The 18,196-nt window shown below is 63.9% G+C and carries 23 protein-coding genes; 13 read left to right on the top strand and 10 right to left on the bottom strand.

The window, feature by feature from the left end; genetic code table 11:
• The 4 genes from AC1D2O_RS36580 to AC1D2O_RS36595 all read right to left on the bottom strand — a co-directional run.
• Window positions 1-463, bottom strand: a 463-nt coding sequence (locus tag AC1D2O_RS36580) for an ABC transporter transmembrane domain-containing protein (RefSeq protein ID WP_478158830.1), incomplete at its 3' end; no start/stop codon positions are given.
• Window positions 464-785: 322 nt separating this feature from the next.
• Complete coding sequence (locus tag AC1D2O_RS36585) at window positions 786-1,577, bottom strand: hypothetical protein (RefSeq protein WP_478158831.1); 792 nt, start codon at window positions 1,575-1,577, stop codon at window positions 786-788.
• Between the two features lie 333 nt (window positions 1,578-1,910).
• Window positions 1,911-2,285, bottom strand: coding sequence for a response regulator transcription factor (locus AC1D2O_RS36590; RefSeq protein WP_478094181.1), 375 nt, complete (start codon window positions 2,283-2,285; stop codon window positions 1,911-1,913).
• A gap of 41 nt (window positions 2,286-2,326) precedes the next feature.
• Window positions 2,327-2,974, bottom strand: a complete 648-nt coding sequence (locus AC1D2O_RS36595) for a response regulator transcription factor (RefSeq protein ID WP_478094183.1) — start codon at window positions 2,972-2,974, stop codon at window positions 2,327-2,329.
• Window positions 2,975-3,279: 305 nt separating this feature from the next.
• Here AC1D2O_RS36595 and AC1D2O_RS36600 point away from each other — a divergent pair, with 305 nt between their 5' ends.
• The 4 genes from AC1D2O_RS36600 to AC1D2O_RS36615 all read left to right on the top strand — a co-directional run bounded on the left by AC1D2O_RS36600 (window position 3,280) and on the right by AC1D2O_RS36615 (window position 7,968).
• On the top strand, window positions 3,280-4,125 hold the full coding sequence (locus AC1D2O_RS36600; RefSeq protein WP_478158832.1) for a DUF2092 domain-containing protein: 846 nt from the start codon (window positions 3,280-3,282) through the stop codon (window positions 4,123-4,125).
• Window positions 4,122-4,706: a hypothetical protein gene (locus AC1D2O_RS36605; protein WP_478094716.1), complete on the top strand. Its 585-nt coding sequence runs from the start codon at window positions 4,122-4,124 to the stop codon at window positions 4,704-4,706. Before AC1D2O_RS36600 ends, AC1D2O_RS36605 begins: the two co-directional genes overlap by 4 nt.
• A gap of 14 nt (window positions 4,707-4,720) precedes the next feature.
• Window positions 4,721-6,367: a mechanosensitive ion channel family protein gene (locus AC1D2O_RS36610; protein ID WP_478158833.1), complete on the top strand. Its 1,647-nt coding sequence runs from the start codon at window positions 4,721-4,723 to the stop codon at window positions 6,365-6,367.
• Between the two features lie 134 nt (window positions 6,368-6,501).
• On the top strand, window positions 6,502-7,968 hold the full coding sequence (locus AC1D2O_RS36615; protein ID WP_478158834.1) for a DUF1254 domain-containing protein: 1,467 nt from the start codon (window positions 6,502-6,504) through the stop codon (window positions 7,966-7,968).
• A 66-nt stretch (window positions 7,969-8,034) separates the two neighbouring features.
• Here the strand turns inward: AC1D2O_RS36615 and AC1D2O_RS36620 are convergent, their stop codons facing one another.
• From AC1D2O_RS36620 to AC1D2O_RS36630, 3 genes are all read right to left on the bottom strand, one after another.
• A complete protein-coding gene (locus AC1D2O_RS36620) occupies window positions 8,035-9,915 on the bottom strand; it encodes a sensor histidine kinase (RefSeq protein WP_478158835.1) in 1,881 nt (626 codons plus the stop codon).
• A gap of 283 nt (window positions 9,916-10,198) precedes the next feature.
• Entirely contained in the window at window positions 10,199-10,507 is a 309-nt protein-coding gene (locus AC1D2O_RS36625) for a hypothetical protein (RefSeq protein ID WP_478094381.1), read from the bottom strand.
• A gap of 183 nt (window positions 10,508-10,690) precedes the next feature.
• The gene (locus AC1D2O_RS36630; RefSeq protein ID WP_478158836.1) at window positions 10,691-11,134 is read right to left on the bottom strand and encodes an outer membrane lipoprotein; all 444 of its coding nucleotides are present in this window, start codon (window positions 11,132-11,134) and stop codon (window positions 10,691-10,693) included.
• On the opposite strand from AC1D2O_RS36630, the gene AC1D2O_RS36635 reads away from it, so the two are divergent.
• The 3 genes from AC1D2O_RS36635 (at window position 11,133) to AC1D2O_RS36645 (ending at window position 13,063) form a co-directional block, all read left to right on the top strand.
• Complete coding sequence (locus AC1D2O_RS36635; protein ID WP_478158837.1) at window positions 11,133-11,366, top strand: hypothetical protein; 234 nt, start codon at window positions 11,133-11,135, stop codon at window positions 11,364-11,366. The two genes, AC1D2O_RS36630 and AC1D2O_RS36635, sit on opposite strands and share 2 nt — an antisense overlap.
• Before the next feature lie 159 nt (window positions 11,367-11,525).
• Complete coding sequence (locus AC1D2O_RS36640) at window positions 11,526-12,215, top strand: DUF3313 domain-containing protein (RefSeq protein WP_478158838.1); 690 nt, start codon at window positions 11,526-11,528, stop codon at window positions 12,213-12,215.
• Window positions 12,216-12,226: 11 nt separating this feature from the next.
• Window positions 12,227-13,063 carry a transporter family protein gene (locus AC1D2O_RS36645; RefSeq protein ID WP_477650385.1) on the top strand — a complete coding sequence of 279 codons (837 nt, stop codon included), beginning with the start codon at window positions 12,227-12,229 and terminating at the stop codon, window positions 13,061-13,063.
• A 159-nt stretch (window positions 13,064-13,222) separates the two neighbouring features.
• Here AC1D2O_RS36645 and AC1D2O_RS36650 read toward each other — a convergent pair whose 3' ends face one another.
• Together AC1D2O_RS36650 and AC1D2O_RS36655 are read right to left on the bottom strand one after the other, a co-directional pair.
• Window positions 13,223-13,681, bottom strand: a complete 459-nt coding sequence (locus AC1D2O_RS36650) for a DUF3293 domain-containing protein (RefSeq protein WP_478158839.1) — start codon at window positions 13,679-13,681, stop codon at window positions 13,223-13,225.
• Between the two features lie 359 nt (window positions 13,682-14,040).
• Window positions 14,041-15,075: a GSU2403 family nucleotidyltransferase fold protein gene (locus AC1D2O_RS36655; RefSeq protein ID WP_477650387.1), complete on the bottom strand. Its 1,035-nt coding sequence runs from the start codon at window positions 15,073-15,075 to the stop codon at window positions 14,041-14,043.
• Window positions 15,076-15,337: 262 nt separating this feature from the next.
• Here AC1D2O_RS36655 and AC1D2O_RS36660 point away from each other — a divergent pair, with 262 nt between their 5' ends.
• A complete protein-coding gene (locus AC1D2O_RS36660; protein WP_477650388.1) occupies window positions 15,338-15,691 on the top strand; it encodes a hypothetical protein in 354 nt (117 codons plus the stop codon).
• A 62-nt stretch (window positions 15,692-15,753) separates the two neighbouring features.
• On the top strand, window positions 15,754-16,131 hold the full coding sequence (locus tag AC1D2O_RS36665; protein WP_478158840.1) for a hypothetical protein: 378 nt from the start codon (window positions 15,754-15,756) through the stop codon (window positions 16,129-16,131).
• A 248-nt stretch (window positions 16,132-16,379) separates the two neighbouring features.
• On the opposite strand, the gene AC1D2O_RS36670 is transcribed toward AC1D2O_RS36665, so the two are convergent.
• The gene (locus AC1D2O_RS36670; protein ID WP_477650655.1) at window positions 16,380-16,574 is read right to left on the bottom strand and encodes a hypothetical protein; all 195 of its coding nucleotides are present in this window, start codon (window positions 16,572-16,574) and stop codon (window positions 16,380-16,382) included.
• 255 nt (window positions 16,575-16,829) lie between these two features.
• On the opposite strand from AC1D2O_RS36670, the gene AC1D2O_RS36675 reads away from it, so the two are divergent.
• From AC1D2O_RS36675 to AC1D2O_RS36690, 4 genes are all read left to right on the top strand, one after another.
• Window positions 16,830-16,982 carry a hypothetical protein gene (locus AC1D2O_RS36675; protein WP_478158841.1) on the top strand — a complete coding sequence of 51 codons (153 nt, stop codon included), beginning with the start codon at window positions 16,830-16,832 and terminating at the stop codon, window positions 16,980-16,982.
• Between the two features lie 259 nt (window positions 16,983-17,241).
• A complete protein-coding gene (locus AC1D2O_RS36680) occupies window positions 17,242-17,424 on the top strand; it encodes a type II toxin-antitoxin system HicA family toxin (RefSeq protein ID WP_477650653.1) in 183 nt (60 codons plus the stop codon).
• Window positions 17,425-17,434: 10 nt separating this feature from the next.
• Window positions 17,435-17,833 carry a type II toxin-antitoxin system HicB family antitoxin gene (locus AC1D2O_RS36685; RefSeq protein ID WP_477650652.1) on the top strand — a complete coding sequence of 133 codons (399 nt, stop codon included), beginning with the start codon at window positions 17,435-17,437 and terminating at the stop codon, window positions 17,831-17,833.
• Between the two features lie 178 nt (window positions 17,834-18,011).
• Window positions 18,012-18,196: transposase (locus tag AC1D2O_RS36690; protein ID WP_477650651.1), on the top strand; the 185-nt coding region annotated here is incomplete at its 3' end.

The following is an 18,196-nucleotide window of genomic DNA, read 5'->3' on the forward strand; positions in this document are numbered from 1 at the left end:
GGCTCGTGATGGTCGACATCAGGGTGCCGGTCTTGGCGCTGTCGTAGAACGCCAGCGACAGCCGGTGCAGGTGCTCGTAGATGCGCAGCCGCAGGTCGTTGGCGACCCACTGCCCGATGCTGGTGGTGTAGTAGTTGTCGATGTAGGTCGCGATGCCGCCGATGACCGCGATCATCACGGTGGCGATCCCGGCGAACAGCGCCACGCCCAGCGTGTGGCGGCCGATGCCCCACTGATGCGCCCATTCGAGCCAGTGCGGCAGGTGGTGGGTGCCGAGCGCATCGTCGAGCACCAGTTTGAGGGGCCAGGGGGCCGCCAGGCTCATGACGATCTCGACCATCATGGCGGCGAACACGATCACCAGCCAGCCGTGGTAGGGCTTCAGGAGACCGAGCACGAGTCGCGTCATGTCCTGGCGCTGCGTCTTGGCGGCGCGCGTGGCGACCCATGTCGCCGACGACACAGGAACAGGCAACGGTTCAGGTGCAACCGCACCTTCCGGTGGAATTGTTGGTGGCATGTCGGTGTCCAGATGGTTGAATGGCCGAGGATGCTGCAGCGGTTACCAACTTTGAAAAGGCCGCAGCCGAGTCTGTCGACTTCGCACGGAGGAAACCAGGCTGCGGCATGCGCGCCGGATTGCGGCGAACTGCCGATGATCTCTGCCACGGAGGCGACCTTCTCCTCCTCAAAGCGTATCGGCAAAGGCGATCTTGCGCACCTTCCCTTTCGGGCAGTACGCGACGTGGAATCCCATCCATGTCGCCATGCCCGCCCGCGGTCGCTCACCAACGAAAGGTCGCGCCGAGCAGCGGCCCGCTGAAATTGAGGTCCTTGACGGCCTTGCCCGACTTCATGTCGTAGGCGAGATAGCGCCACATGGCGCTCAGTTCACCCCAGGCGTACGCGTAGCTGATGCCGCCGGCCGCCTGCCAGGTCAGGCGGGACTCGCCGGTGCCGACATCGACATAGAACGGAAGCGACCACTTCCCGGATTCGCCAAGGGCATACCGCCCCTTGACGCCGACGATGCCGTCCCACAGGGTTTCGCTGTGCTTGACGCTGCCGACACGCGCGGCGGTCGCGACCGGCCCGAGGTCGCCGGCGATGTTCCAGCTCAAGATTTGCCGCAGGCGGAACATGCGCGCGCCGGCGAGCAGGTCCAGCGTCAACGCCGGATCGGACACCACGCGGTACTCGCCCGCCGATGTCCAGATCGAACCCTCGAGATTCAAGCCGAGATCTGCCGTGGTGCCCGCCGGGAGCCCGACGTCCCCGATCGTGAAGTAGCGGCTGCGGGTCTTGCTGCCGCCGAGGTCGAGATAGATGAGATCGGTGAAGAAGCCCCATCGCCCGTTGTGCGCGTCCAACGAACCCATGAACGTGAACTTCAGCTTGTCGATGATCTTGTCGGCGCTGACGTTGATGGACGCGCCACCCGTGCTCCCCGGTGCGCTCGTCGAGCCGCTCAGGCTTGGCAGATAGCCGTACACCGAGAGGCTGTACCGCCAGTGGTCGGCAGCAGGGTCGACCCGCGACTGTTGTGCAGCTGACAGCGTCGGCGCCAGCACGCCCATGGCGAATGCGAGTGCGGCGGTCAGGCTGCGAAGATGAAGACGAAAATCCATGTGTTCGGTGCTGGAGAAGGTGACTGGGTTCATAGGGCTCGTGTGGTGCGCTTCAAGCTTCACTTGACGGTGCGCCACGGCCTTCGAGGCACGCGAGTCCCATCGGCGCACTGTGGGCTTGCAGGGCGTTCGCCGTCTACTGCCCGAAGGGGAAGGTGTGGGCGAGCGCCTACGTTGTGCTTGTCGCCGGGCTCTTCGTCCGTTGCACGAAGACACAACAGCCGGCCGGCTTCATCGTGACCGAGGCTGAGCCTCGACAGCGCTTCAACGGGATATCCATGCTCAGCCGGCCGCCGCTCGGCGGATGGCCTCGAGAACATCGGCACCGGTATCGATCTTGCGAAAGTAGGCCGCACATCCGACGGCTTGCGCCGCGGCACACGTTTCGGGGTCGTCGTGCGCGGTGATGAAAATGAACGGCGCGTGTCCGCCTTCCGCGACCAGGCGCTGGGCCAGCTCGATGCCCGACATCCCCCCGAGCTGGACATCGAACACCAGGCAGTCGAACCGGGGCTGCTTCGTGTCTGCGAGGAACGCTTCTGCCGAGCCATAGGAGATCGGCTGCATCCCCGACGCGCGCAGCAGCCTGCCAAGAGATCGGCAAAGGCTCTCGTCGTCATCGACGAGGGCGACATAGATGGGGGTGATGATGCTCATCGGAGGTCGACGTGCACTTTCGGCGCCCCCGAGCCCGCTGTCTACTTCCCCTTAGGGAAGGTGGGCGCGGCCGCCGTCAAGACACCCGCCTCCTGCGACAGCCGCGTGAGCGCCGCGACGGACCCTACCCCCAGTTTCATCATGATCGCCGTACGGTGCAGTTTCACGGTGCGTTCGTTGATTCCCAGATCGCCGGCAATCTGCTTGTTGAGGCGGCCCCGCAGGACGTGGGAGAGTACCTCGGACTCTCGCACCGACAGGGCGCTGAAGCGCTCCTCCCGCTCATGTTGGCGAGCCCTCGCCTCGCGCTCATGCCCGTCCCGCGCCAGGGCGCGCCTTACTGCGTCGAGCAGTTCCTCCTTGGGGGCTCGTTTTTCGAGAAAGTCCTCCGCGCCGCCGCGCATCGCCCGCACGGTCGAAGCAATGTCGCCCTGTCCGGTAAGAAAGAGGAGCGGGAGCGGGTTGCGTGTCTGCGCGAGCGCCGATTGCAGGTCGAGCCCGTTCAATCCGGGCATCTGCAAATCCGCCACCACGCAACCCCGTGCGTCGTTGCTGCACGTCGCAAGAAACTCACTGGCGGACAGGAAGGCCTTCACGGTGAAACCACTGACGAGCAGCAGTCGGGACGTGGCGGTGAGAAACGACACGTCGTCGTCGACAAGGTAGACGGTGGGTTCGGTCACGTTCATGCTGCGGCGAATTTCATCGAATCCCTACCGTTGGAAATGAGGTTGAGGTGTGCCTGCGGATGATGCGCGTGACCGGCCGAGACGGCCAAGCATAGCTCGCCCCGGTTTCGGCAAACCGACGCATCCTGCCTCTGAGCGGCAGTCCCGTATCGAGCGCCGGGCGGGTGGCTCGCCGGCTACTTCCCGAAAGGGAAGGTGTGCGCGAACGCCATTGCCACTATCCTGAGCGCTGAAACGAGCCGCACGGCGCAAGCCGCATCCGATCCGGGCCTGCGGTCCGTCAACGTCGAAAAAGGAAATCAGCAATGATCCAACTCCAACGCTGCGCCTGCACCATGCTGGTCGCGCTGGGCCTGTCGCTGATGGCGAATGCAAATGCACAGCAGCCGCCACCCGCCAAGCCCGCCAGGGCGGCAGCCAAATCAGCGGCCAAGTCGACCCAGCCTGAACTCGAAGCCAAGGCCATCGACCTGCTGCGCGCGATGGGCGGCGCTCTGACGACCCCCCATTCGATGTCGTTCACGGCGGTCGCCACCTACGAAAGCCCGAGCAGCGTCGGCCCCGCGCTGGCCTACGGAACCACCTCCGAGGTGTTGCTGCAGCGCCCCGACAGGCTGCGCGTGGTCACTCTCGGGGACGGGCCCGCCTCGGAGTTCTCCTACGACGGCAAGACCATCACGGCCTTCGCGCCGGCCGAGAACCTGGTCGCCGTGGCGCCGGCACCGCCCACCATCGATGCCATGCTCAAGCAGGCCTTCGACCACGCCGCGATCTACTTCCCCTTCGCCGACGTCGTCGGCAGCGACCCTTTCAAGGCGCTCACCGACGGCCTCGTCAAGGCCTTCTACATCGGCCCGTCGAAGGTTGTCGGCGGCACGTCCACCGAGATGGTGGCCATCGCCAGCGACCAGATGTTCATGCAGATCTGGATCGGCGCCGACGACAAGCTGCCGCGCAAGATGCGCGCGGTGTTCCGCGGCGACCCGTTGCAGCTGCGCCACCAGGTCGAGCTGTCGAACTGGAAGCTCGACCCCGTGATCGCGGCGGAGGCTTTCGCTGCGCTGAACGCGGCGAACGCGAAGAAGATCGCCTTCGCGGCTCCGAAGCCGCCCAAGACCGCCAAGACCAAGAGCAGGGAGAACGCACCATGACAAACACCAAGGTCCTTCCTCTCGTGCTGGCGGCGCTCATGGCGGCGAGCTTCCACGACACGGCGGCCGCCTGGGCCAGCGCCAACCGCTTCGGCGGACATTCCTTCGGCGGCTTCGGCGGCGCCACGCACGACAATCGCTGGGGCGGCTCCACCTCGCGAAGCTGGGACGGCGCGGTCAGCCACACCAACATGTACGGCGGGCACTCTGCCGGTGTACCGGGCTACGGCGCCGTGCACACGACCGCCGGAGGCTTCAGCACCTACCGCCCGCCGGCCTACGGCTACGCGGGCTATGCGCCCTACCACGCTCCGATGGCGGTACCGTACTACCACGCGGGCTGCTACAACTGCGCCGGCGCGGTCGCAGCGGGTGCGGTCGTCGGCCTGGCGGCCGGCGCCGCGATCGCCAATGCGGCGCGGCCGGTGTATTCGATGGGCGTGAACTACGCGACGATGCCGCCCGACGCGGTGATCGTGAATCAGGCCGGCATCAACTACTACCAGGTCGGCAGCACCTGGTTCCGGCCGTACTACGGCGCCAATGGCGTGTACTACACCGTCGTGCCGGCGCCCTACTGAGGAACGACTGAACGATGAAGCGCATCGCGATGCGCAGCTCCATGAGCTTTTCCTTGGGATGGCGATCATTGCAGGCCCTCGTTCTGGTCATGCTGATGGCCGCCGCACAAGCCGGCCTCCCCATCGCGTCGCCTGTGGCCGCCTCGCCGGACGCAGCCGAGGTGACGGTACTGAATCGCAAGGTGGCCGTGCTGCGCGATTCGTTCCTTGGCGTGACGCCGGCGGACCGCGCCAGGCGTTTCGAACGCGCCATCGCAGAGATGCTCAACAAGGGAGGTGCCGGCGTGGTCAGCGTCGAAAAGGTGCCCCAGGGCAACATCGTATCGATCGATGGCGAGTTCGCGCTGATTCTCACGCCTGGGGACGTCGACACCACCGGCGCGCAGACGCTGGAGACGATCACGGAATCGACGCAGCAGTCGCTGCGACGTGCAATCGATGCAACCAGAGAGTCGCGGGATCGCCGCATGCTGCTGCGCGGCGCAGCCGAAAGCGCACTGGCGACGCTGTTCGCGGTGCTGGCCATCTGGATCGGCTGGCGCGTTCGGCGCGCGACATTCGTGCGCACCGCCGATCTGTTCGAATCCAAGGCCGCTGGCATGCAGGTCGCGGGCGCGCCGCTGGTCCACAGCTCGCGCATGCGCGCCATTGCGCGAAGCCTGGTGAACGTTGTTGCCTGGTCGGCCGCCGTCATCCTGGTCTACGAATGGCTGGTCTTCGTGCTGACCCGGTTTGCCTACACCCGTCCTTGGGGAGAAGAACTGGGCGATTTCCTGGTCGGCGTCTTCCGGCATATCGGCAACGGCGTGCTGGGGGCGCTGCCCGATCTGGCGATCGCGGCGGTCATCTTGCTGCTTGCGCGCGGTGTGATCGGCGCGGTCCGGCCGGTCTTCGACCGCGTCGAGCGTGGCGCGGGCGCCATCGGCTGGCTCGATCGCGATTCGGCCGCCCCGTCGCGGCGAATCTTCAGCGTGTCGGTCTGGTTGTTCGCGATCGCGATGGCCTACCCCTACCTGCCGGGATCCCAAAGCGAGGCTTTCAAGGGGATTACCGTGCTGGTGGGCCTGATGCTGACCCTCGGCGGCTCGAGCCTCGTCGGGCAGGGTGCGAGCGGCCTGATCTTGATGTATTCGCGCACGATTCGAATCGGTGACTATGTTCGCATCCAGGAACAGGAAGGCACCGTGACTGAACTGAGCACCTTCACGACCAGGATCCGGACCGGCCTGGGCGAGGAAATCAGCCTCCCCAATTCCCTCATCATGGGATCCGTCACCAAGAACTATTCGCGCGCCGCGCAGGGCCAGGGCTTCATTCTCGACACCGTCTTGACCATCGGCTATGACACCCCGTGGCGGCAGGTCGAGGCCATGCTGATCGAGGCCGCCGGACGCACGCAGGGCATCCTGGACATGCCGAAGCCCCAGGTATTCCAGACCGCGCTTTCAGACTTCTATATTGAATACCGCCTCGTTTGCCAAGCCGCTCCGGAAAGACCTCGCACGCGGGCGGAAGTGCTGCACATGCTGCACGCCAACGCACTCGACGTGTTCAACGAAGCCGGCGTCCAGATCATGTCCCCCCACTACGTCGGCGATCCGAGAGCGGAGAAAGTCGTGCCCCCGACTCAATGGTCTTCGCCATCGGCGCGCAAGGCCTGAACGCAGTGGCCTCGGGCTCAAAGGCTTCGACACTGCCCTTTAGGGCAGTTGCCAGCCCATTGGGGCCGGTGTCATCATCGCGCGGGCCGCTGCAATCGTGCGGGGTTCTCGATTAGCAACGAAGAAGGGCAAGAATGAAAGCGGAACTGGTGAAATGGATGGTGCTCGCCGGGGCGGTCGGCCTGACGGTTGGCTGCGCCAGCAAAGTCGATCCGATCAGCCGAGGGGAGAAGGCCGATGCCGCCAAAGGCGTGGCCGCGCCCAGCATTGCGGAGACCAAGGCGATCGCGGAAGAGGCCTTCGTCTACGGTCTTCCGATCGTGATGAACTATGCGGTGATGTATGAGTTCGCCGTGGACTCGAAGTCCAGCCAGTTCAAGGCGCCTTTCAACAAGATCAACAACCAGCACCACGTCGCCACCTACGAGGACACGGCGGTCGTCACGCCCAACAGCGACACGCCCTATTCCATTCTCTGGCTCGACCTGCGCGCGGAGCCGATGGTGATCTCGGTGCCCGCCGTGGAGAAGCGGCGCTACTACTCCGTGCAACTGGTCGACGGCAATACCTACAACTACGGCTACATCGGCAGCCGCGCCACCGGCAGCGCGCCGGGCGACTACATGGTGGTCGGCCCGGACTGGAAGGGCGAGACGCCCCCGGGCATCAAGAAGGTCTTCACCTCGACGACCCCGTACTCGTTCTCCATCTTCCGCACCCAGCTCTTCAACCCCAAGGACATCTCGAACGTCGAGAAGGTGCAGGCGGGCTACAAGGCGCAGCCGCTTTCCGCGTTTCTGAAGCAACCAGCGCCGCCGGCCGCCCCTGCTGTCAATTTCGTACCGGCCACGACGGCCGGGATCAAGCAGAACTACTTCGAGTACCTGGACGCCGCGCTTCAGTACGTGCCGCCCACCCCGGAAGACAAGGACCTGCGGGCCAGGCTCTCGCGCATCGGCATCGGGCCGGGCAAGACCTTCGAGTTCAAGGATCTTTCGCTCGAACACAAGGCCGCCGTTCTGCTGGCCATGAAGGAAGGCGACGAAAAGGTCGACAAGTTCGCGGCCAGCGGGGTGAAGAACATCAATGGCTGGAGCGTCGGTTCGTTCTTTGGCGATCGTGCCTTCTACAAGGGCGACTGGCTGATGCGTGCTGCCGCGGCCAAGTCCGGCGTCTACGGCAACGACCCCGCTGAAGCGGCGTATCCCTTCACCCGCGTGACGGCGACCGGCGAGACCATCGACGCCAGCAAGCACAACTACACGATCACCTTCCCCGCCGGGCAGCAGCCGCCTGTCAACGCCTTCTGGTCGGTGACGATGTACGACGGCAAGAGCCAGCTTCTGATCAAGAATCCCATCAACCGCTACCTCGTCAACTCGCCGATGGTGTCGGCGATGAAGAAGAACGCCGACGGCTCGCTCACGCTCTACATCCAGAAGGACTCGCCCGGCAAGGCGCTCGAAGCCAACTGGCTGCCGGCGCCGAACGACACCGTCTACCTGGTGATGCGCCTGTACTGGCCCAAGGAAWCGCCGCCTTCGATCCTGCCGGCCGRTGCAGGMACSTGGAAGCCMCCKGGGATCGTTGCCTCCAAGTAGCGATTCGGAGCCTGCCCTTGGAGAGGGCTTCTCGCCGAACTTCAAGGACGGGTCCGGATGCGCGATTCATGCGGTGTATCGCACTTGCTCCGAAGATCGCCCAGGCGCAGGCGCAGCCATCGCTGGCCGGCCGGCCGGTGAGACCGGTAGCGTAAAGCGCAGGCTGGCGCCGCCACCCTCCACGCTCTCGGCCCACAACCGCCCTCCGTGTGCCTCGACCAGTGTGCGCGAGATCGACAGGCCCATGCCCATCCCGGTCGGCTTGGTGGTGAAGAACGACCCGAAGATCTGCTCGATCCGCTCCTTGGGAATACCCGACCCGTTGTCGTTGACGGCGATCTCGACCGTCTCGGCACCGCGATGGATCGCGGTGACCACAATGCTGCGCACCTTGTGTGCGGCTTCGTCGATGGCGTCCATGCCGTTGGAGATCAGGTTGAGCAGCACCTGCTGCAGATGGATGCGATCGCCAAGGACCGGCGGCAGAGGGTGCGCAACGTGCAAATGCACGCGAATGCGGCGCGCTGCGGCGTCGGGACGGACCAACGCCGTGACATTCTCCAGAAGGTCTTGGACGTTCAGCGGCACGACCTCGACCTCGTGGCGCCGCAGCATCGCGCGCATGCGATCGATCACGGCACCCGCTCGCTGGTCRTCGGCGAGGATGTCGTCGACGATCGCGCGGATCTCCTCRAGGTCCGSSTGAYCGGATTGCAGCATSAGSACTGCGGCTTCGGCATTGCGCAGGATGGCGCCCAGCGGCTGGTTGATYTCGTGGGCCAGAGCGGCCGCCAACTGACCCATCACGGACAAGCGGCCTGCGTGAGCGATYTCATGCCGCAGGCGCAACATTTCCTGCTCGGCYTCCTTGCGGGCGGTGATGTCGCTGCAGGCGCCCCGACTGCGGACAGCGCGCTGGCGCTCGAACTCGAATTGTCCTTGCGCCGAGATCCACCGCATGCTGCCATCGGAAACAAAGACGCGAAACTCCGTCTGAAAGTGGCCAATCCTGTCCCCTCCCGCCTCGGAGAACGCCAGGCGAACCATGCGGCGGTCGTCGGCATGCACCTTCGATAGCAACGACTCCAGATCCATCGGCTCGTTCGGCGAAAAGTCGAACAGCTGCCGGGTCCTCGGGCTCGCCCAGAAGGTGCCGCACGCGGTATCACGCGTCCAGAGGCCCAGGTTCGCGGCTTGCATGGCGAGCGTCATGCGCTCCTCCCCTTCGCGCAACTCGTGCAGCAGTGTCGCCGCGCGATGCACGTTGCGACTCAGTTCGTAGGCCATCGCGAACACAATGCCCAATGAGAACAAGCTGACCGTGATCGGCGCCTCGACAAAGCCCCAGAACACCACCACCGCCTGCGCCACACCACCCAGGGCGAAGAAGCAGGCCGTGCCGCCGATGGTGAGCGCTGCGGTCCTGTCGCCGCGGCGCCAGGCCGAAAGGCTGGCATCCAGGACAAAGATCGCGAGCAGGCCCATCGCCAACTGGCCGACCAGCATCCACGGATTGGGCGTCCCGATGGCGATCGAGACGTTCTCGCCCAGGAACGGAATGGCGCGCAGCCCCGAGATCTCTTTGAAGTTCAGAGACTGCCCGCTCAGGAAGTTGGGCAACAAGGTGAAGGTCCGCAGTGCGACGACTGTCCACCCCAACCAGGCGCGACCGCTTTTGAGATAGCTGCGCACGAAGCCGACTTGCGACACGGTGGCGAGCCAGACCGCCACCTGTCCCGCGCGATTCGCAAGCGCATACTCTGCTGGCGCCTGCGCTTTCATCATGACGAGTTCGCAGAAGGCAAGCGCAGCGGTCGCCACCGCCAAGACCGGAAAGAACAAACTCGGCCAGGCGCCCCGATCCTTCACCCACACCGGCAAGTGCACCGCAGCCAGCATGAGGCACGCGGAGCCGACCATGGCCCAAACAATGGTGACCCAACTCATGAAAACTCCATTCGGTGACCAAGCCCGATTCTCGCCTGGGTGGAATGACGTGACTTGAGAGGATGCCGAAGCGCGGCATGACCATGGCGTTGCCGGCGGCGAAGACGGGATTCATGACGGAGCACAAGCTCATCGACACGTCCCGGTGCTGCCGCACCGGGACGGACATGGATCAGTTCACGAGTTCGAATTCACCCGGCTTCCATGTCTTGTCGAACCACGATTCCAAGGGGCCTATCGAAAGACAGGGATGCCGGCGAAGGCTTGTTCCGCTGGACGCGCTTCAGCGTGCGCGAATCACGTCGGACACGACGCCGTTCTCGTTGACGGTGCAGTTGATCGCCGGTTGTCCGGCTCCGATGCTGAGGGTGACGACGTAGAAGCCTTCCCTCATGGTGCTCGCGTCGCTGGTCGGCGTCACGCTTGCCCTTGGCACCTTGTACTCGCGGGAGACGGCGTCGATGCAGCTGGTTCGCGCCACAAGCGGAGACATGAAGCCTCCGATGATCGGCGCCGGAGGCTGATAGTTGGCGCAGCCACTGGCGACAAGGCAATAAACCATGGCTGTTGCGGAACGAATGCGAAAGGACATGCTGACTCCTCGGACTGTGACTCAAATTGCGAAAAGAATCCGCGGCATTGCGGCCGGTCCGGCCGGGCGCTCGGCATTGGACGCTCCGAGTGCCGTTTCGAAGAAACCAGCGTTCGCGATGCCAGGATTCTGATGGGGCCAATCGGTCGGCATGCGGACCTGTGACCCGTGCTGTCGCTCAGCTCATTGGGGCTGGACGCGAGCGGCCTCGCCATTGCCCTGGATGAAGACCCGCTGCCCCACTCGCAGTCCGGGCATCACCGGCTGCGTCACCTCGACCAGCACACCACTGTCGGTGCGAACGAAGATCTGCTGGCCTTCGAGCGGCTTGCTGTAACGTTCCGCAATCTGGCTGCCCGCCACGCTGCCGCCGATCGCGCCCACCACCATGGCCACATCGCGGCCGGTGCCACCGCCGATCAGGCTGCCGATGCCGACACCGGCCAGTCCGCCGAGCACTGCACCCACTCCGGTATGGTGGGAGGTCGGGATCTCGGTCGGCATGATCTGCTCGATCTTGCCCTGGCGGATCGTCATCGATGCCTGCTGCGAGCCCGGTGCGGCGCACGCGGTGAGCAAGAGAGCCATTGCGAATGCGGCGAGCCGCGAGAAAAGACGCACGTTCATGGATTGGAACTCCGGTACGGGGTGGAAGAAATTTGAGTTGATCTGGCTTGGCGAGAAAAATCGAAGACAGGTCTCGCGAGAAGGAGCAGCGCCACTTCAGCCTCCCGAGCGAGCGACGGACGCTCGCATCGTCATCGACGACAGCGAATTGGAGATGGAGATCGGCGCGCCCATTTTTTTGCTGGTCCGTGCACTGTGTGCGCTTTCCAGGCCGGCGTCTACTGCCCTTTAGGGCAGGCGCGAGCGCGCCTGTTTGCCCATATGCTCGGCCCCAAACTGAAGAGGGGTCAAAGTGGGAAGTCGAGCTCGTCCTTATCTCGCCATGGTCGCAATGGCTTCTGGCGCATTCCTTGCCGGCTGTTCCACACCCGGCTCGAGCAGCACCGGGATCGTGGCGTCCAACAACGCCGAGGCCAAAGTCAGCAAAGTCGGATTTCTCACGGAGCCCGGCCGGTTGAAGCCCACGCCCGGCGGAGAGGGCTTCCTGTGCTGGCTGCAACCGGACGTCCGGTGGGGCAGCTACGACAAGGTCATGATCGAGCGCATCCAGGTCTACCTCGAGCCCGGTGCGGAGCAGCGTCCAGTGGATCCGACGGACCTGAAGGTGCTGCTCGACTACTTTCATGCGGCCTTGGTCCGGAACCTCAAGCCGGGCGTCCAAGTCGTCGATGCGCCTGGCCCGGGCGTGTTGCGCCTGAAGTTTGCGCTGACCTCCCTGATTCCGACCAACACCGTGGCCAGCCTGGCCGGCACGGCGGTGCCCTACGGCTTCGTCGCCGAGATGGGCGCGGGCGCGGCGACCGGCCGGCCCGTGGGTTCGACCCCCTACATGGGCCAGACCGGGCTGGAGGCGCAGTTCAGAGACGGCGCCACCGGCAAGGTGGTCGGCGAATGCGCGGACACCGAGATTGGACTCAAGTACGCCGCCGACCTGAACAAGGGCGCGACGACCGCGGCGGTCGCATGGATGAACGGTTACGTCAGCTCCTTCACGAGCTGGAGCTATGCGCAGGACGCCTTCAACAAATGGTCGGAGGCGTTCGCGCGCCGATTCGCCGCCCTGCGCGCCGCATCACGATAAAAGAAAAAGACATGTCTCGATCTCGAACCAAGGACCACTTCCCCTGTGAGCGGCGTTGGGCCGTCGGTGTCATGGTGGCGGGCCTCCTGTCGGCGTCTGCCCACGCGCAACAGAGCAACGAGGAACTCGCCAAGGCGGCGCAGAACCCGCTGGCCAGCATGATCAGCGTGCCCTTCCAGCTCAACACCAACTTCGATACCGGGCCGGAGGAGCGCACACAGAACGTGCTCAACATCCAGCCGGTCGTGCCCTTCAGCCTCAACGAGGACTGGAACCTGATCTCGCGGACCATCATGCCGCTGATCTGGCAGCCGGCTTCCACGCCTTTCGAAGGCTCCACCTTCGGTCTCGGCGACATCCAGCTCAACGGCTTCCTGTCACCGAAGAACTCGGGCAGCTGGATCTGGGGCGTCGGCGCCGTGGCGCAGTTGCCCACGCACACCAACGACCGGCTCGGCAACGACCGCTGGGGCCTGGGGCCGACCGCGGTCGTGCTTCGGCTCGAGAAAGGCAGTCCCTGGGTCTACGGCGCGTTGATCAACAACATCTGGTCGGTCAGCAGCTCGTCGACCGATCCGAAGATCAACCAGCTGACCTTGCAGCCGTTCCTGAACTACAACCTTCCGGGAGGCGTCTACCTGACCTCGTCGCCGCTCATCACCGCGAACTGGGAGGCGGCCTCAGGTCAGAAGTGGACGGTGCCCGTGGGCGGGGGCGTCGGCAAGATTGTCCGCTTTGGCAAGCTGCCGGTGAACCTGCAGGCCTCCGCCTACTACAACGTCGAACGACCCGACAACGCACCCCGCTGGGCGCTGAGACTCCAGGCGCAGCTGATGTTCCCCAAGTAACCGCCTTCGGGACGCGGGCTCGACAACTCATCAACGACAACGCTGCAATTGCAGGAGACCTTGAATGCAACGTCTCGGTGGGTGTGGCGTTCGGTCTGTCGAGCGTGGGCTGGGCAAGGCCGGCAGCTTCATGGCTTCGGTGGAGGCGGGCAACAGGGGCTATCGCAGAAAAACCAGCTCGGGCACAGCATCTGCATCTGCCCACACGATGGCGTGCTGCTGGTAGCGTTGCCCCAGTTCGCATGTTGCGTCTCGACTGATGCCGAAGACTGCAATGCTCTCCTCGCCTGGCCAGCCGCTGACCGGGTCACCGTCTCGGCCAACGCCAGGCAGGAGCGCGAGGCCCATCGTCTGCACGTCAAGGCACAACGCGGTGGTGGCTACGACATTGGCCGCATCTCGAAGGACCAACCCCAAAGGATTGCAGGCGGTGACGAATCCGCAGCTGCCCACATTCATCTGGCTGTACAGCGAGGCCAGCCCCGATGACCGCTCGCCGATACGCAGGACCACCGGAGAAGCGATCACCGGCTCGATACAGTAGTGCGCATCACGATACGTGGCCATGGTGGACGCGGCGGCTCTGGAGTTCGTGTGGCTGACGGAAAGCAAGGACATGCGGGCATTCTCCAGAAGTGTTCGCAGGCTTCATCAATGTGCGGGCTACTCGTTGCGTGGTCATTCTGCAATCCAAGTTGGCCCTCAAAAAGCACGCGATGGATACATTGAGAATTGCGAGATATGAGGTGCGTCTTTCACGAGTTAGTCATCGTGATTGAGTAGGCGAATCGGGCCCTGCACGGCACCAACGGGTTGCCCTGCCTCTGATGTGGTGACGCACCGCGACCTGGGAGGACAAAGGTCAACCGCAAGAAGACGGTCTCTCCTCGCTATCGTGATGAGCTCGCAAAGTGCGGCCTAGCCGCCGCAGGTGTCTCAGGTTCGCCGGAGGCAATCAATGCGTCGCCGCTGTGAGCTCAGCGGCCAGCCAATTCGGCCAGGAAGTCCCGCGTACGCTCAGACATCCCCGGGACAAGATTTCTGGCCTGCTCGGCGGCCAGGGCTATCCGAGGGCGAGCGCTCGCCTCCAGGTCTTCACAGGCTTCGGTCAGCCAGGCTGGAGACTTCTCCATCAGCGCGTCAATCAGCACCGTGGCCTGTCGGCAGTCCTTGTCTGCCTCGAGCGCGCGCGACGGGTCTCGAAGCGTGCTGACGATGAGTTTGTGAAGCGCAAACCTTGCAGGGTCCGGCAGCATCACCGGAACCACATGTCCTTTGCCAAGGACGAAACCGTGGGTCGCGTTTGCGACCAGATACCTGAAGTACGGGAGTCCGGTCGCGTCTGCCTGTATCTGGGGCAACGCCCTCGTCTCATACGCTTCGGTGCCCGGCACGAGCAGGTCAACCTTGATTGGTTGACCGCGGGCCTTGAACGAGGTCGAGGGCTTGCGCGGGTCCAGTTCCGGCACCTCGAAGAAGGGCAAGCTGCTCTCACGCAGGATGTCGAGAATGCTGCGGTCCTCCGGAATGGCGACCGAGATTTTCCCAGCGCGCCCGATGTCGATGTCCTCGCTCGCATGGTTCGCCGCCAGCCGAACGCCTAGGCTGTTCAGGAGCGCGCCAAACGCATGGGAGCCGACGAGCACGCCACCGTGGCTGAAGATGCCGGCGTTGAAGAGCGTTGCGAGGGTGAGCGCTGACGAGTTGTCGGCAGCGGCAAAGCCCGCCTTGCGCAGGAGCTGGAGGTCGGTCGCGAGCTCGCGCATCTCAGCGCTCTCGAGCCGCTTCGCTTCGAGCGCGACGTCAGTCCCTGGCTCTCCTGCGCGGCCTAACGAGACTTCCTTGTGTTTGCCCGATGCCAGGTACATCCGCCAGTAGACGTAGGTCTTTCCATCGACAGTCTTTCGCGCCGCGGACCCCGGAGAGTGCAGCGGAATCTGTGATTGCGTCCTGGCTCGCTCGACGACAGAGGAATACAACACCTGCAATGCGTCATTGTGGAAGCTGGCCATAGACGGAGATTATCCCTTAGCAAATATTGTTAAGGGATAAATCGCAGCGAACAGGATCGCAGCGCTTATCGTCATCGCCGGTGCTAGCCGCGCTTGCGCGGCTGAACCTACCGAGTCCGGCGCCAGAAACCTGTAACGCCGGCTCGCAAGTGTTGCTGCCAGATGTTTCAATCTGTATGCTCCGATGTACCCATTGGTGCTACTCGAAACGGCGCCTTGGCCCGCCACAAGCGCCGACCGTCGACGATGCACTGGAATCCACATGTCCAAATTCGGAGTCAGCCTGTTCACAGCCCTTGCAACCGCCGAGAAGGTCGTTGTCGACGGCCTGCGCGTTCAGAGCTTCAGCCTTCAAGGTGGCATGGGCGGAGCCGGGATTCTGGTGCTGCAGGATGCGTCGGAGATTTCGTTCGCGAATCAGGAAGTCACTGTTGTCGACGGATACAGCGCATTTCAGACTGAAGCCGAGAAGCCCCTCTCCATCGACTTCATCATGGCGTGGGACCGCGCCATGTGCAAAAGCGACCTGGCCATCGCGCCGCGTGTCGCGAGCGCCAAGGCGGCTGACGCACGGCCAGCGTTCGCCGTCAGCGGCGCGGCCGAGTTCGTCGGCTAGCTCCCTGCGCGGCATCGCTGGGTGCTGTCTTCACAAGGCCGGACCTTTGAACGAGGCTCCCAATGAACAGAACAGTTCGCGACTCAGCTGCTGAAGTCAAGCAGGAGCTCTCCATCTTGGAAGGCAGCATGGACCGCCTTCGTGAACTCTTGGCTAACGCGACCTTCGACAAGAACCGTCCAAACTCGTCGGGCCTGACCCCGTTGATGGCCACCATCGTCAGAGGGGGCAAGGAGCACGTGCTTCTGCTGGTTGAAAACGGTGCGATTCCAACGTCAAGGGAGGTGGCGGCCGCGGCGATGATGCACGCGATGACAGAAGACGATTTCCTGGAAGCTCAGCGCAAGTGGGCTGAGACATCGGCTGAGGGCGCGGCTCGTGTGCCATCGCGCACGGGCAATCTGGTCGGGGTGCCGGGGTATACCGCGAACAAAGTCTAGCGCCCATCCCCGAATGCACACGAAGGAAGAGGCAGGAAGCCAAAAGACAAACGGGCTACGTGATTTCTCACGTAACCCGTTGTTTTGTATGGCGGAGTGGACGGGACTCGAACCCGCGACCCCCGGCGTGACAGGCCGGACCGCGGAGTGAGCATCCATGCGGGCTGCAGCCCGATTTCATATTCCAATGATGGGCGCCTTTTCGCTTTCGCTCCCTACGGGCCGGAAGCGCGCATTCCAAACTTTTCTCAAGCCTTGGGCTGCTGCTCGAGCGGCGCCAAGGGGCGCAACCACTCCACCGCGGCGCGCTGCGGCGCCATCGCTCGCAACCGTTCGTCGCGCCATAGATCGGCAGCCACCTCGTCGAGCTGATCGGGATCCACCGTTCGCCATTGGCGCTGCAGCTGGTGGGCGCACACAGCAATCCAGTCGTCGCGTTCCATGTGATGACGATAGCAAAAAACTGTATATTTATCCAGTATTTTGATGTCTCAACCGGATTCGATCGCCCCATGTTTTTCGCCGAAGTGACCAGGCTCCACGGACCCGGCGGCGAGCGGTTGCCACTCGGACGCCGTGGCCCTCCCCTGAGAGGAACAGTGGTCATTTCGGAGATGCACCGAGTCCCGGATCGCAAGGAGCGGTATGTCGTAGCCGTCGACATGTACGAGGAGTACGGCACACCCAGGATGCGTTCCTTGGCCAGCATGTTCGATCCGACCATCCTGCCCAACGCCAAGGGTGAGGGATTCTTGATGGCCGGCTACCAGCGGGAGTGCGAGTTCGCCGACGGCAAGCAGTCGATCAAGGAACACCGGCAAGTCTGGCTGTGCGTGCCCGTGGTGCCATAGACATGGGTTCCGCCACGCAGGGACCCCAAATCCGCTCAAAGGCCGTCATTTCCCGACGGCTGCGCGCCTCCTCGAACCGCTCGCCAAGCCGCGCCCACTGTGGCGCCGAGCCTCCACGACAACCCAGTCGAATTCGACACATTTAGACCGGGGGCGTGGCGGGGTCTCGAGAGCGCGCCGCGGGTCGTGGGCGGGCTTCGGCGAGCGGTATGGTGGGTATGGTGGTTATTTTGTTGAGTTGGTGGTTATAATAACCACCATGCGCAGCGCAGACATCATCAAGAAGCTCGAAGCCGATGGCTGGACGCTGCGCTCGGTGCGCGGCAGCCACCACGTGTTCAATCACCCCGTCAAGCCGGGTCACATCACCGTGCCGCATCCGAAGAAAGACCTGGGCATCGGCCTTGTCCAGAAGCTACTCAAGCAGGCCGGATTGAAGTAAGGAGCCCATCATGAAATTCCTCATCGCCATCGAGCCAGGAACCGACAAGACGGCCTTCGGCGTCGCCGTGCCTGATCTCCCCGGGTGTTTCTCGGCGGGTGACACGCTGGAAGAGGCCTTCGACAACGCGAAGGAAGCGATCGATGCCTTTCTGGAGGCGTTGGCCGAGGATGGCGCCGAGATCCCCAAGCCGAAGTCGATGGCCATGCACATGGCAGACCCTGAGTACGCGGGATGGACGTGGGGCGTCGTGGAGGTGGATGTGACGCGCTACGAAGGCAAGGCAGAGAAGATCAACATCACGCTGCCAGGCCGACTGCTGGCCAAGATCGACGCCTACACGCAGTCGCACAACACCAACCGCAGCCGCTTCCTCGCCGATGCGGCGCGCGCTGCGATGCAGGGATGAACGACAGCCCGCATCCGGCGGGCTGAAGTCCGGTCATCTTTCCCAACGCGAGGGGCGGGAGCGCGCTTGAGCGAAGCCTCCTGTGACCTGAACGACATGCGGCCCTGACCACGGCTGACCCTGCCCCGATTTCACGTACACCAAGAAGTTGGAAACTTGAGCTGTATGGAGAATCGAAATGCGAGATAGCAAGCTGCCGAAACGGCAGTACACGGATGAATTCAGGGTCGAGGCGACCAGACTGGCGGAATCGGTCGGCAGCCACGAGGCGGCACGCCGGCTGGGGGTGCCGGTGGCAACGGTGGGCAACTGGAAGCGGCGGCGAGCGACGACCGGCGTTCCGGCACCCGAGGCCATTGGAAG

The organism is Variovorax sp. P1_G12 (genome assembly GCF_056405555.1).